The sequence below is a fragment of the Micromonospora sp. RB23 genome (genome assembly GCF_053585025.1).
The window spans coordinates 4,529,857-4,542,746 of the sequence record NZ_CM132111.1 but is presented as its reverse complement, the minus strand read 5'-3'; the positions used below and the strand labels follow the sequence as shown (position 1 = coordinate 4,542,746).

Annotated in this window: 13 protein-coding genes; 3 read left to right on the top strand and 10 right to left on the bottom strand. The window is 70.1% G+C overall.

Annotated elements, in window-relative coordinates:
- Positions 1-27 precede the first annotated feature (27 nt).
- From ACTFTM_RS20760 to ACTFTM_RS20735, 6 genes are read right to left on the bottom strand one after another with little or no spacing between them, the layout of a single operon-like run.
- Positions 28-1,092 carry an aldo/keto reductase gene (locus ACTFTM_RS20760; RefSeq protein WP_449562145.1) on the bottom strand — a complete coding sequence of 355 codons (1,065 nt, stop codon included), beginning with the start codon at positions 1,090-1,092 and terminating at the stop codon, positions 28-30.
- A gap of 21 nt (positions 1,093-1,113) precedes the next feature.
- On the bottom strand, positions 1,114-2,445 hold the full coding sequence (locus ACTFTM_RS20755) for an LLM class flavin-dependent oxidoreductase (RefSeq protein ID WP_449562144.1): 1,332 nt from the start codon (positions 2,443-2,445) through the stop codon (positions 1,114-1,116).
- A 2-nt stretch (positions 2,446-2,447) separates the two neighbouring features.
- Positions 2,448-3,185 (bottom strand): ABC transporter ATP-binding protein, encoded by a 738-nt coding sequence (locus ACTFTM_RS20750; RefSeq protein WP_449562143.1) that lies wholly within the window; start codon positions 3,183-3,185, stop codon positions 2,448-2,450.
- Positions 3,161-3,997 carry an ABC transporter permease gene (locus ACTFTM_RS20745; RefSeq protein ID WP_449562142.1) on the bottom strand — a complete coding sequence of 279 codons (837 nt, stop codon included), beginning with the start codon at positions 3,995-3,997 and terminating at the stop codon, positions 3,161-3,163. Before ACTFTM_RS20745 ends, ACTFTM_RS20750 begins: the two co-directional genes overlap by 25 nt.
- Positions 3,994-5,058, bottom strand: a complete 1,065-nt coding sequence (locus ACTFTM_RS20740) for an ABC transporter substrate-binding protein (protein ID WP_449562141.1) — start codon at positions 5,056-5,058, stop codon at positions 3,994-3,996. The genes ACTFTM_RS20745 and ACTFTM_RS20740 overlap by 4 nt, the downstream gene beginning before the upstream one ends.
- Positions 5,059-5,571, bottom strand: coding sequence for a flavin reductase family protein (locus tag ACTFTM_RS20735; protein ID WP_449562140.1), 513 nt, complete (start codon positions 5,569-5,571; stop codon positions 5,059-5,061). It lies immediately after the preceding gene.
- A gap of 618 nt (positions 5,572-6,189) precedes the next feature.
- On the opposite strand from ACTFTM_RS20735, the gene ACTFTM_RS20730 reads away from it, so the two are divergent.
- The 3 genes from ACTFTM_RS20730 to ACTFTM_RS20720 all read left to right on the top strand — a co-directional run bounded on the left by ACTFTM_RS20730 (position 6,190) and on the right by ACTFTM_RS20720 (position 8,298).
- Positions 6,190-6,723 (top strand): flavin reductase family protein, encoded by a 534-nt coding sequence (locus ACTFTM_RS20730; protein ID WP_449562139.1) that lies wholly within the window; start codon positions 6,190-6,192, stop codon positions 6,721-6,723.
- 132 nt (positions 6,724-6,855) lie between these two features.
- Complete coding sequence (gene argJ, locus ACTFTM_RS20725; protein ID WP_449562138.1) at positions 6,856-8,079, top strand: bifunctional glutamate N-acetyltransferase/amino-acid acetyltransferase ArgJ; 1,224 nt, start codon at positions 6,856-6,858, stop codon at positions 8,077-8,079.
- Between the two features lie 24 nt (positions 8,080-8,103).
- Positions 8,104-8,298, top strand: a complete 195-nt coding sequence (locus ACTFTM_RS20720) for a hypothetical protein (RefSeq protein ID WP_449562137.1) — start codon at positions 8,104-8,106, stop codon at positions 8,296-8,298.
- An 81-nt stretch (positions 8,299-8,379) separates the two neighbouring features.
- On the opposite strand, the gene ACTFTM_RS20715 is transcribed toward ACTFTM_RS20720, so the two are convergent.
- The 4 genes from ACTFTM_RS20715 to ACTFTM_RS20700 are packed head-to-tail and all read right to left on the bottom strand — an operon-like array spanning position 8,380 to position 12,853.
- Positions 8,380-9,822 carry a class I adenylate-forming enzyme family protein gene (locus ACTFTM_RS20715; protein ID WP_449562136.1) on the bottom strand — a complete coding sequence of 481 codons (1,443 nt, stop codon included), beginning with the start codon at positions 9,820-9,822 and terminating at the stop codon, positions 8,380-8,382.
- Positions 9,823-9,831: 9 nt separating this feature from the next.
- Complete coding sequence (locus ACTFTM_RS20710) at positions 9,832-10,641, bottom strand: TauD/TfdA dioxygenase family protein (protein WP_449562135.1); 810 nt, start codon at positions 10,639-10,641, stop codon at positions 9,832-9,834.
- Positions 10,642-10,655: 14 nt separating this feature from the next.
- Entirely contained in the window at positions 10,656-12,074 is a 1,419-nt protein-coding gene (locus ACTFTM_RS20705) for an asparagine synthase C-terminal domain-containing protein (protein WP_449562134.1), read from the bottom strand.
- Entirely contained in the window at positions 12,071-12,853 is a 783-nt protein-coding gene (locus ACTFTM_RS20700) for an enoyl-CoA hydratase/isomerase family protein (protein ID WP_449562133.1), read from the bottom strand. Before ACTFTM_RS20700 ends, ACTFTM_RS20705 begins: the two co-directional genes overlap by 4 nt.
- Between the last annotated feature and the right edge of the window lie 37 nt (positions 12,854-12,890).

Here is a 12,890-nt window from a genome sequence, read left to right as displayed (position 1 = left end):
GGAGGGACTGCGGCGTGCCTCGGCTGCTCATCGGGCCGGTCCGGCGGGGCCCGGTGTCGTCCCGCCGCGTCGGCGGCCAGCCGGATCGGTCAGCGACGGTGGCTGGTAGCCGGCGTCGGCGGGGTTGAGCGTGGTGCCGGGCGGGACGATGGCGTCGATGCGGTCCAGCACGTCCTGGGACAGCGTCACCTTGGCGGCGCCGAGCTGTGACTCCAGGTGCGCCAGGGTGCGCGGCCCGATGATCGCCGACGTGACCGCCGGGTGTTCCAGGACGAAGGCGATCGCGAGGTGGATGAGGGAGAGTCCGGCCTCGTCGGCGAGGGTGGCCAGTTCGTCGACGGCGGTCAGCTTGGCGGCGTTGGCGGGCAGGGTCGGGTCGAAGCGGGCCGGAAGCCTCTCGGCACGTCCGGAGATCGGCGCTTTCAGGCCGGAGTGGTAGCGGCCGGACAGCCAGCCGCCTGCCAGCGGGCTCCACGGGATGACCGCCAGCCCGTACCGCTGGGCCACCGGTAGCACCTCGCGCTCGATGCCGCGGGCCAGAATCGAGTACGGCGGCTGCTCACTGACCACCCGCTCCCTGCCGCGCCGCTGCGCGATCCACTGCCCTTCGACGATCGCGGACGGCTCGAACGTGGACGTGCCGATGTAGCGGATCTTGCCCTGGCGCACCAGGTCGGTGAGCGCTCCCAGGGTCTCGTCGAAGTCGGTGTCCGGCTCCTGCCGGTGTGCCTGGTAGAGGTCGATCCAGTCGGTGCCCAGCCGGCGCAGGCTGTTCTCGACCGATCGGACGATCCAGCGGCGCGAGTTGCCGCGGTGCTGCGGGTTGTCGCCGACCTGGCCGTGGAACTTGGTGGCCAGGAAGACGTCGTCGCGCCGCCCGCCCGCGAGGGCCTTGCCGACGATCTCCTCCGACTCGCCGTTGGAGTAGACGTCCGCGGTGTCGATGGCGTTGATGCCCTCGTCGAGGGCCCGGTGGATGATGCGGATGCCGTCCTCGTGGTCCGGGTTGCCCCGCTGTCCGAAGTTCATCGCGCCCAGGGTCAGGGAGCTGATGCGGACGCCGGTGCGTCCGAAGGGCCGTTGGTCGACCATGACTTTCTCCTTCGCGGTGGGTCAGCGGGACGCGGTGGCGAGCTGCCGCGTGAACTGGTTCGTCGGTCGGGGCAGCCCGTAGTGCTCCCGCAGAGTGGTCCCGGTGTACTCGGTGCGGAACAGCTTGCGGCGTTGCAGGATCGGCACGACGTGGTCGACGAACGCCTCCAACCCGGACGGCAGCACGGGAGGCATGATGTTGAAACCGTCGGCCGCGCCACTGCTGTGCCACTGCTCGATGGCGTCGGCGACCTGCTCCGGCGTGCCGGCGAAGGTGCGGTGTCCGCGCCCGCCGCCGAGCCGGCCGATGAGTTGGCGGACGGTCAGGCGTTCGCGCCGGGCCAGGGTGACGATCAGTGTGTAACGGCTCTTGGCGCCCTCGATCTCGTCCTCGCTCGGCAGGTCGGCGGGCAGTTCCTTATCCAGGTCGAGGTCTTCCGGGGCGACCCGCAACGTCGTGGCGAGCTGCTGCCGGGCGTACTCCGGCTTGATCAGCCGGTCCAACTCCTCCTCCAGCGCGCGGGCCTCGGCCTCGGTGGCCCCGATGGCCGGCACGATGCCCGGCAGGATCTTGATGGTGTCCGGGTCGCGGCCGACCCGCGCGGCACGCCGCTTGAGGTCGCGGTAGAACGCCTGCGCCTCGCTCAGCGTCTGCTGCGCGGTGAAGACGGCCTCCGCGTAGCGGGCGGCAAGGTCCTTGCCGTCCTCCGACGACCCGGCCTGAACCAGCAGCGGATAGCCCTGGGGTGAGCGGGGGACGTTGAGTGGGCCGGCCACCTTGAAGTACCGCCCGGAGTGCTCCGGTGGGTAGAGCAGCTCGTCGTCGCCCCAGCGGCCGGCGTCCTTGTCGCCGAGCGGCGCGGCGTCGTCCCAGCTGTCCCAGAGCTTCTGGGACACCTCGATGAACTCGGCTGCCCGCTCGTACCGGTCCCGGTGCGCCGGCAGGTCGTCCAGGTTGAAGTTCCGGGCCGCCTTCTCGCCAGCGGTGGTGACGATGTTCCAGCCGGCCCGGCCGCCGCTGATGTGGTCCAGCGACGCGAACCGACGGGCCAGGTTGAACGGCTCGTTGTACGTCGTCGACGCCGTCGCGATGAGCCCGATGCGGCTCGTCGCTCCCGCCAGGGCGGTGAGCAGCACGGTCGGTTCCAGCGTGCCGCCCGGACGTCGACCGATGCTGTTCCAGAGCACCGGGCTGTCGGCGAGGAAGAGCGAGTCGAGTTTGCCGCGCTCGGCGATGCGGGCCAGGCGCGTGAAATGCTCGACGTCGGTCTGCGCGAACGGGTCGCTCTCGGGCAGGCGCCAGGCGGCCTCGTGGTGGCCGACGCCCATGAGAAACGCGTTGAGGTGCAGCATGGTCATCCTTCCGTCGGGTCGACGCCGAGCGCCCGTAGCAGGGTTTCGCGGTACGCGAGGAACTGCGGCTGTCGGTACGACCGGGGGGCCGGCAGATCGATGGCGAGGTCGACGGCGATCCGCCCGCTGTCCAGCAGCAGCACGCGGTCGGCCAGTGTGATGGCCTCGTCGACGTCGTGGGTCACGAGCAGCACCGTGGGTCGGTGCCGGGCGTACAGCACGCGCAGGAGGGCGTGCATGCGCAGTCGGGTCAGCGCGTCCAGCGCGCCGAACGGCTCGTCCGCGAGCAGCAGCTCCGGTTCGGAGACCAACGCCCGAGCCAGCGCCACGCGTTGCTGCTCGCCGCCGGACAGCTCACTGGGCCAGGCCCGCTCTCTGCCGGCGAGGCCGACCTCGGCGAGCGCGGCACGGCCGCGTTCGGCGGCGTCCGACCCGCGCAGGCCGAGGACGACGTTGTCCAGCACGCGCTGCCACGGCAGAAGCCGGGCATCCTGGAAGACGACGGATGACTTTTCCGGGACGTCGACCAGTCCCGACCCCGTGGCATCGCCGTCCAGGCCGGCGAGCGCACGCAGGAGCGTGCTCTTGCCCGAGCCGCTGCGCCCCAGCAGCGCGACGAACTCGCCCGTGCCGATCTCCAGGTCGAATCCGTCGAGGACCACCCGGTCCCCGAACCCTCGCGCGAGGCCGTGCACCCGGACGGCGCGGGACGCGGTCAGTCCGCCAGCGTGCGTCGCCACGACAGCGCCCTCCTCTGCGCGAGCCGGACGACGCCGTCGGACAGCAGCCCGAGCAGTCCGTACAGCACGAGTCCAACGATGATCACGTCGGTCTGGCCGTACGTACGGGCCAGTTCCATCATGTAGCCGATGCCGCTGGTGGAGTTGATCTGCTCGACGACCACCAGGGACAGCCAGGCCCCGACGACCGCGAACCGCATGCCGAGCAGGAAGCCGGGCAGCGCGCCGGGCAGCACGATCCGGCGGATGAAGGCGGTTCGTCGCAGCCGTAGCGACTCGCCCAGTTCGACGTACCGGCTGTCGATGGTGCGCAGCCCGTTGTGGGTATGTATGTAGACGGGCACGAACACGCCCAACGTGATGGTGATGATCTTCATCTGCTCGCCGATGCCGAACCAGAGGACCAGCAGCGGAATCAGTGCGAGGGCGGGGATGGCCCGCTTGATCTGGATCGGGCCGTCGAGGATGGCCTCGCCCCACCGGCTCAGGCCGGCGAGCACGGCCAGCGCCGTGCCCACGGCGGTGCCGATGGCGAGGCCCAGGCCCGCCCGTTGAGCCGAGATGACCAGGTTGTCCTGTAGTCGGCCGTCGGCGATGAGGTCGCCCGCCGTGGTCACCACGGTCCAGGGCGCCGACAGGGTACGGGGGTCGATCCAGCCGGCTGCCGAGCCGACCGCCCACACCGCCAGCAGCAGGGTCGGACCGATCGCCGCCCCGAACGGGATGGGACGGCGCGGCGTGAGTCGACGTCGCGGCCGGCGGGTGGGAACGGCGGCGTCCGACCGGGGTCGGGCCAGGGTCGAGGCGGTCACTGGGCACCTCCCGACGTCAGTGCCTGCGCGCCCACCGACTCGTACCGTCGGTCGTAGAGGTCCTCGGCCCTGAGCGGCTTGTTGCCGGTCTCCTTCGCGAGTAGGTCGATGGTCTCCTGGTGCCGGGCGATGGCCTCGGTCCAGCTTGCCGGAATGTCGGCCACGCCGCCGTTCTCGACCAGCCACCTGCCGTCCTCGGCGGTGAGGCCCTGGTCCTTGACGTAGTACCGCTCGATCCACTCGTCCGGGTGGGCCTCACGCCACCGCCAAGCCCGTGCCCACGCCTGCACGTACTCGCGGATCGCGGCCGCCTTCGCCGGATCACCGAGAACGGTGACCGGCGCGTACAGGTGACCGGGGTCGTCGCGCAGGCCGTGCGCGATCGTCGTCGCGCCGTCCCGGGTGTACTTGGTCTCGTACCGCTTGATCTGCACACCGCCGATCGGCGCGACCTCGACCTGGCGGCTGGCGAGCGCGGTGTTGTAGACATCGCCGGTGCTCGGCAGCTCCACCAGCTTGACGTCCTTCTTGGTGAGGCCGGCCTTGTGCAGCACCCGCAGTACCAGTGCTCCCTGCGCCTGTCCCGGGCTGTACGCGATCTTCTTGCCACGGAGGTCGGTGAGGGTGCCGACCGTGACGCCCGGCGCGATGCCGAGCCGGTAGATGGCGTGGTTGAGCGGGTCCTGGCGGAACTTCGAGGCCACGATCTTCGTGGGGATGCCCGTCCAGTGCGAGTGGATCGGCGGGATGTCGGCCACCGAGCCGATGTCCAGCGCCTTCGCGCGGAACGCTTCCAGGGTCTGGGGGCCGCCGCTGATGTTCGCCCACTCCACCTCGAAGCTGAACTTGGCCGCCTCACCGGAGAACTCAATCGCCTTCTGGTGCTCCTTGTCGCCGACGACGAGCTTGGTGCCCTTCGGCACGGCCTGCGGCAGCGGAGCGCCCGCAGCCAACGCCTCAGTGGGTGTGTCGTCACCGGCGCAGGCGGTCAGACCCAGTGTGACCGCGCCGAGGGTCGCGGACAGGAACGCCCGACGGTCCAGGAGAGATGGTGTGGTCACTTACAACTCCTTCGTCGCTGGTTGCAGGGCTGCGTAGCGCCCCATGTGGTAGAGCAGAGGAGCGCCGTCGCTGTGGCTGGCGACCAGTGGCTCGGCGATCACGATGGCGTGGTCGCCCGCGGGCACCCGTTGGGTCACGCGACACAGGAGCCAGGCGACCGGCTCGTCCAGCAGCGGCACCCGGTGCGGCCCGTACCGCCATGCCGGATGTGCGGCGAACCGGTCGATGCCGCTGGTCGCGAAGGTGCGCGCGACGTCCTCCTGGTTTTCACCGAGCAGGTGCACCGCGACGTGCTCCGCGTCGGCGATCGTCGGCCAACTCGAGGACGAGCGGGCCAGGCAGAACGACACCAACGACGGCCGTAGTGACACCGACGTGAGCGAGGTGACGGTGAATCCGACCGGTGGCTCACCCGCGGCGGTGACCACCGCGACTGCGGCGGCGTGCCGGCGCAGCAGAGCACGGAACATGGTCGCGTCGAGCGGGGTCACGGGTTCGGCGATGACGGTCATGGCTGTCCTCCTGGGTCGACGAAGACAGCTGGCGCCGCCACGAGCGCGCGTGGACCCAGGGCGGCGAGCAACCGTCGATCGGTACGAGGAATCGGCAGCCGGTCGTCGTCGAGCCGGCGGCGCGAGGGGAAGCAGAGAGGATCGCGGACTCAGCGGCAGCAGCCGCAGGCGGCGGTCCAGCCACGGCAGCATCCCCGCGACACCGCGATGGCGGTGCCCCGAAGCAGGGTGTGTTGGCTGGTCACGGATACGACGCTAGCCAACTATTCCTATGTGTCAAGTAGGATTTCAGGCGCTGGGAACGGCGCGGGCGCGGTGCCGGCGGCGCCGAGGACTTGAAATCCTACTTGTCTGATAGGAAAATCGGCCCATGCTGCTTGTCCGGCTGTTCACCACCCGCCGGGTCGTCGACCTGATGCGGGTCGCCGCGCAGCTCTGTCACGGGCCCGTCCTTCCGGCCTGAGCAGGCGATCCCTGCCCGCCGGCGGTCGCCCGACCGGCTCGCGTCCGGCACCTCCGCACCCCGTTCCGAGTGGTCGTACGCCAACGAGAGGGATCCGTCATGACCCCGCCGCCCGTTCCCAGCGCTCCGCGCCCCCACCCCTCGGGAGGAACGCCATGACCTCGTCCACGGACGACCCGACCGATGCCGACGTCGACGCGCTGCGCGGGTTGCTGCGCCACCAGGCCAGCACCGTCACGGTGGTCACCGCCGCCGGTGCGCCGCCGGTGGGTTTCACCGCGACATCGTTCACGTCGGTGTCCCTGACGCCGCCGATCGTCTCGTTCTGCCTGAACCTCGGCTCGTCCACCTGGCCGACGCTGGCGCAGGCCCGGCACGTGGCGGTACACCTGCTCGCGCACGGCCAGCACGAGTTGGCCCGGACGTTCGCCACCAGCGGCATCGACCGCTTCGCCGCTCCGACCCGCTGGCGATGCGGTCCGAACAAGCTGCCGATCCTCGACGGCACCCTGGCCTGGCTGGTGTGTCGCATCGTCGACCGGGTGGTCGTCGGCGATCACGTGGTCGTGCTGGCCGAGCCGGAACTGCTGCGGCACGCCGACGTCGGCTCCCCGTTGCTCTACCACCGGGGTCGCTACGCGGGCCTCGCGGACGCACCGGACGGCACGACCCGCCGCGCCGCCGCCTGACCATCGGCCCGGCGTCTGTCGCCGGTCATCGGTCGTCGTCGTCGACAGGGCAGTCGGCGAAGGCCGTCCGGCGCGGCTCGTGGCGTCGCCTCGGGGTCGCGATCGAGGTGCCTGGCTTGGCCGTATGGGACAATGCCGCCAACGGATGAAACTGGTGAGTGGATGTCGTCGACAGCTGAATCGCAAGATCTCCTTGGGCCGGGGGCTTCTCTTGTGCCACAGGGTTTCCGTGGCGTGACGAGGAACCTGGGCCTCAAAGACGTCGGTGACGATTTCACGGTCATCGTGTCCGAAGTTCCCGCGACATCGGCCGCGGTGTTCACGCGCTCCCGGTTCGCCGGGCCCAGCGTCGAGCTCAGTCGGCAGTCCGCGGCGGCCGGGAGCTTGCGGGGCATGGTTGTGCTCTCCCGCAATGCCAACGTCGCGACCGGGAAGGTCGGTGCCGAGAACGCCGCCGAGATTCAGCGCAGGGTCGCCGAGGTCGCCGGAATCCCCACCGGCGAGCTCTTGATCGGCTCGACCGGGGTGATCGGGCGGCCCTATCCGATGACGCAGATCCGGCGAGGGCTCGACGAGTTGTCGTGGCCGTTCCCCGCCGCCGACTTCGACGCCAGTGCGCGCGCGATCATGACGACGGACACGCGCCACAAGGTGGTCCGGCTGCGCTGTGGTGACGCCGTGATCGTCGGCATCGCCAAGGGCGTGGGCATGATCGAGCCGAACATGGCGACGCTGCTGACGTTCTTCTTCACCGATGCGCGGGTCGACAGGGAGGACCTGGACGCGATCTTCCGCCGGGTGGTCGACCGCACGTTCAACGCGCTCAGCATCGACACCGACACCTCGACCAGTGACACCGCCGCGGTGTTCGCGAACGGCGTTGCCGGCCCGACCGACCTCGGAGAGTTCGAGCAGACGCTGCACCGGGCGGCCCTGCACCTGGTCAGGGACATTGCCTCCGACGGCGAGGGCGCGAGCAAGCTCATCGAGGTCCGGGTGAGTGGTGCCCGCGACGACGCGCAGGCGAAGCTGGTCGGCAAGAGCGTCGTGAACTCGCCGCTGGTCAAGACCGCCGTGCACGGCGCCGATCCGAACTGGGGCCGGGTCGCGATGGCGATCGGCAAGCTGGAGGACGAGACCGACATCGACCCCGACCGGGTGGCGATCCGTTTCGGCGATCTGCTGATGTTCCCCGAAAGCTCCACCGACGACCTCTTGGACCGGGCTGCGGAATACATGCGCGGCAAGGAGGTCAGGATTGACATCGACCTCGGGATCGCCGGGGGCTCGTTCACCGTCTACGGCTGCGACCTCACCGACGGCTACATCCGCATCAACGCCGACTACACGACCTGATCAGGCCACGCATCCTGGCGCACCGTGCGCGACGGGGATCAGCCGCGCAGGGGCAACGACCTCGAGAGCGACCGCGAAGCGACTCCCGAGACGGTGCCCGGCCTGGCGGGCGAGGCTTTCGAGGAGCGCCTCGTGGTCGAATCCCGGCATGTCGAGGCCCCGGAGGTAGGCGTCGTGAGCGCGCAGCGGAGCGAGGCCAGCCGCGAACGGCCGCCGTAGCGCAGGCGCATCGCCGGGAGTCGTTGCCCGGCCGCCCAGGTCGGCGTTGACCTAGGCGAACAGGGCGTGGCCCGTCATCGGTCAGGACTGGCGCACGTTCGACGTCCGCCCCTTGCGCAGGGCGGGCTTGTCCACCTTTCCGACGGCGGTGTGGGGGATGGTGGCGGCGAGCACGATCTCCGCACGCACACCCAGGTGATCGAGCACGGCACGGATCGCCGCGCGTACGCGCTCGTCCTCGACCTCGGCCTCGGGGGTCGCCACCACGAGCGTCCCACCCTCGGTCTCCCCAGGCAGTGGTGCCAGTACGGCCGCTTCGGTGATCGGGCACGCGGCCGTCAGCGCGGCCTCGACGCCCGGGCTGAACACCGGACCGGCCGAGCCGCCGAGCAGGTCGGCGACACGACCGAGGATTCGGTACTCGCCGTCGAACTCGGCGACATCCCCGGTGTGATACCAGCCGTCGCGGAACGTGGCGGAGGTCGCCGCCAGGTCACCGAAGTAGCCGACGCTCGTGTGCGCCGAGCGGGCCAGCACCTCGCCGATCGAAGGCCACGCCTCGTCGAGGGGAGCGAGCCTGATCTCCACCCCGGTGACCGGGCTCATGCCGCGGGTGTCCTGCACGACATCGTCCATGTTCCCCAGCATGATGCCGAACTCGGTCGAGCCGTAGATGCGTCGGATGTGGATGCCGAGCACCTCGGCCGCGTCGGCGACGACCTGGTCGCTCAAGTACGCACCGCCGCAGAGCGGCATCCGCAACGCGGGAAGGTCGACGGACCGGCCGCGTGCCGCCTGCGTCAGCAACTCGTAGTGCCTCGGCAGCGCGCTGCACACGGTGGCTCCGGTCTCTTCCAGCCACCGCAGCAGCTGGTCGGGCGCCGCAGACGGATCGGCCAGCACCAGGAGGGCCCCCGAGAGCAGCGCCGGGAACAGGTGGACGTCGCAGCCGTGTGCGACGTCCAGGGTGTGGCGGTTGAACAGCACGTCCGCGGCGGTCGTCGCGGTGTAGGCGATCCACTGTCGCCGGTCGTGGAGCAGGTCATCCTGGCGCCAGGTCACGAGCCGGGGCTTCCCCGTGGAGCCGGACGTCTCCAGCAGCCGGAACGCGCCCTCGTGCGCCGGGAACGGCTGCGCGCCGATCAGCTCGGAGCCGGTCGCCAGCTCTGCGGTCGTCACCTGCTCGACGGCGACGTCCGGCAGTGGCTCCGCGCCGACGACGAGTGCCGGCTTCGTCTGCTCGGCCAGCCAGGCGATGTGCTCCGGCGTCGCGGACCGGCTGATCGGCACGTGGACAGCGCCGCTCCCCGCCAGGGCGAGCACCAGTGCCACGTAGTCAATTCCGTTGTCCAGCCAGGTCGCCACCACCTGGCCCTCGCCGATGCCCCGGGCCCGCAGCCAGCCGAGGGTACGGTCGACCCGCAGCGACAGCTCGCCGTAGGTCAGGCGTTCGCCGTCGGGCACCACCACCGCGAGGGCGTCGGCTCTGCGGGCCACCACGGAGCGGAACTCGGTCAGTAGCATCGTCTCTCCTCAGGCGGCCGTCGGCAGAGTTACCTGGCCGCGATAGAGCAGCCGCACCCCGTCGGATCCGATCGCGGTGCGGCCGTGCAGCGTCCGCTGGTTGTCGATCACCAGCAGGTCACCGGTCTGCCAACGATGCTGATAGAGGTAGCGCGGCGAGTGCAGGTGCGCCGACAGCTCCGCGAAGAATGCGGCAGAGTCGTGGGCACTCACGTCGGCGACGCGCACCTGCCAGCCCTGCGGCACATCCGGCGGGAATCCGAGTGCCAGGTTCAGCGAGCGCACGCGGCCGTAGTCGCGGGTGGTCGGGATCTCGTACCAGTCGGCGGGTACCTGCGGGAAGTAGCCGCGTTCCTCGACGAGGTATTCGAGCCGGCCGTCGGCAAGAACCTTGCCGAGGTGCGGCGGGATCTCACGCCACGCGGTGAGCTGGTCGCACACCGTGGTCTCACCGGAACCGGGCTCGTCGGCGAAGTCCTTGGCGTACAGGACGATCAGGTCGACCTGTTCGCCCACCAACAGTCCGTCGGTGTGCAGGGGGAGGGGGCCACGGCCGGTGACGACCTTCCCCTCGTCCCTGGAGGCGTTGAGCAGCAACAGATCGGCCTGGCCCTCGCCGAACTTGTGATCCACAGTTTGGCCGAGGTGGTGGACGAGCCGCTGGAAGGCATCCTCGGTGAAGTCCAGGCCGCGGGTCAGCGCGACCCCGCTGGTCAGCGCCGCCTCCCGGGACCGCCGGGCCAGCTCTTCGACGGTCTCTCCGGGCGGTGACGTCAACACCGTGCCGAAACCCGAGTCGGTCAGTGTGTTCTCGGCCATCATCATCTCCTCGTTCATCGGATCGCGGCGAGCGCGCGTGCGTAGACCTCGTCGGCGTTCCAGTCGTCGAGGTGTCCTTTACCGGCCAGTTCCAGAAGGTCGGCGAAGCATGCTTGGTAGACGCGGGAGGGGTCGCTCTGCCCGGAGTCCGCAGCGAGCCGTCGCCGCACCCCCTCCTGCAGGTTCCCGCCGTGGTGTACGGCGATCTTGCGGCGCCACGCGATAGCGGGGGTGACGTGGGCGGCCATCGCGGTCCGCAGATGGAACTTCTCCCGGCCGTCGCGGACCTTGCACGAGGGTGTGGTCTCCAGCGCGGTGCGCATCACCGGGAGCGTCCAGAACGGGTGGAACGTCTCGACGCCGTACGCCAGCGCCATCCGGTTGGCCAGCTCACCGCTGGTGCGGGTGCGCGCGACCGCCTCGATGCCCTGGTCGATCAGCTCGTCCGGGTGCTCGAACGGGGTGAAGAGCCCGGCATTGATGAGGTCGCTGCCGTACCCGGTGAGCAGCACGCGACCCGGTTCGACGACGCCGGACTGGTAGAACGCCGTGGCCGTGAGCGCGACCTCGACCACCTCCGGCGTGGTCACGCCGAGCCAGCGGACGGCGGCCGGGACGGCACGGATGATGCTGTCCTCGTCGAGCAGCAGCGGATGCAACTTGAGGCCGGCGACGTCGCACAGCTCCGCGGCGTCGGAGAACTCGTCACCCCAGGGCGTTCCGACGCTGTACGGCCGAACGTCGAGGTTCCGCGCCGCGGCCAGGTAGGTCACGGTGCCCGAGTCGATCCCGCCGGAGAGCAGAGACGCGTACGCGGCCTCGGGGCGGGCGGCGGCGATGCCGGCGATCACCGCATCCAGCTCGGCAAGTTGCGCCTGCCCGGCAGCCAGCGGATCGTCCCGGAACGGCCTGCGGAACTGCTCGAGGAAGTCCTCGGCCTGCGGGGTGGTGCTGGTCAGCCAGCCCGAAGCGGTCCGGGCACGGCGCTGCCGGACCGAGTGGTCCAACCGTCGGATCCCGTCGACCAGCGTGGCCTCCGGATCGGTTCCCACGGGACCCGAGCGCACCCGGGCGGCGAGGCCCCATGCGGGCAAGATAGCCGCGGCGAGCAGCAGGTCGGTGAAGAGGGCGAAGCCGTCGGAAGCGGGGTCCTCGGCGACGTAGATGGCGTCCTCGTTGAACACCGAGGTGATCGCGGTCACGGCGTCCTCGGCCACCTGCAGCACGGTCCGCTGCGCCGGTTGCGTGGGCAGCTCACCGAGTGCGGGCGCCGCCGTCAGCGTACGGACGTCGACATCGAACGGCGCGGCCGCGGGCAGCCCCGCCGCGAGGCCACGGTGGTAGACGAACAGATCACCGACCTCGACGCACGCGCCCATCGACTCAAGTCCGGTCAGGCGCCGGTTGGCGACGACCACCCAACCGCCGCTCATGCCTTGCCCACGATCCGGCGCATTTCCCGCTGCGGCCGCCCCGAGGCGAATCCTGCCCGGTGTGATCTCTTCGCGTTGTCCCGCAGGACGTGCAGCCCCTGGATGTAGTCGTGGTTCATCTGCGGCTTCGTGTTGCGCACGGCCGCCGGGTTGTAGTCGGCGAAAGCCGCCGCGCGGGCCAGCGCGGTCGGCAGCACCTCGGCCGCGGGCACCGCTTCGTGCAGCAGGCCGTCCCGCAGGGAGGACTCGGCGGACCATTCGTCACATGACAGGAGCATGTGCTGCATCACCGAGCGCCCAGCCGAGCGTTCCAGCATGAACGCGCCGAAATTGCATGCGATACCGACCTTGAACTCGGGCATGCGCAGGATCGACGACTCCGCACCGACGCGGTAGTCACAGGTCAGCAGGAGTTGCAGGCCGATCCCGATGGCGTAACCCTCGACGGCAGCCACGGTGGGCTTGGTGACTTCGAGGCTGGCGACGTACAGCTCGGTGATGTTGTCGATCCACTCGTCCACCTCGTCACCGCCCGAGAAGTGGCTGACCTCGTGAAAATCGCCGCCCACGGCGAAGGAGTTGCCCTCGCCGCCGTGCAGCACCACGGCGGCCACCGCGTCGTCGGCCTCGACCTCGCGAAGGATCCCGGTGAGTGCACGCATCCGGCCGTTGCTCATCGCGTTCGAGTGATGCGAGCCCTCGAACGAAACCTGCGCGACGCCGTTCTTCGTCACCACGGTGAAGGTGTCGCGGGGCTGTGTGCGGACAGCGTTGTTCATCAAGCTGGTCCTCCATGACTTTGGGGGTTGAAAGATG

Coding starts and splice junctions, on each gene's coding strand:
- ACTFTM_RS20760 (WP_449562145.1), bottom strand. CDS start 1,092: ATGGTCGACCAACGGCCCTTCGGACGCACCGGCGTCCGCATCAGCTCC.
- ACTFTM_RS20755 (WP_449562144.1), bottom strand. CDS start 2,445: ATGCTGCACCTCAACGCGTTTCTCATGGGCGTCGGCCACCACGAGGCC.
- ACTFTM_RS20735 (WP_449562140.1), bottom strand. CDS start 5,571: ATGACCGTCATCGCCGAACCCGTGACCCCGCTCGACGCGACCATGTTC.
- ACTFTM_RS20730 (WP_449562139.1), top strand. CDS start 6,190: ATGACCTCGTCCACGGACGACCCGACCGATGCCGACGTCGACGCGCTG.
- argJ (WP_449562138.1), top strand. CDS start 6,856: ATGCCGCCAACGGATGAAACTGGTGAGTGGATGTCGTCGACAGCTGAA.
- ACTFTM_RS20715 (WP_449562136.1), bottom strand. CDS start 9,822: ATGCTACTGACCGAGTTCCGCTCCGTGGTGGCCCGCAGAGCCGACGCC.
- ACTFTM_RS20710 (WP_449562135.1), bottom strand. CDS start 10,641: ATGGCCGAGAACACACTGACCGACTCGGGTTTCGGCACGGTGTTGACG.
- ACTFTM_RS20705 (WP_449562134.1), bottom strand. CDS start 12,074: ATGAGCGGCGGTTGGGTGGTCGTCGCCAACCGGCGCCTGACCGGACTT.
- ACTFTM_RS20700 (WP_449562133.1), bottom strand. CDS start 12,853: ATGAACAACGCTGTCCGCACACAGCCCCGCGACACCTTCACCGTGGTG.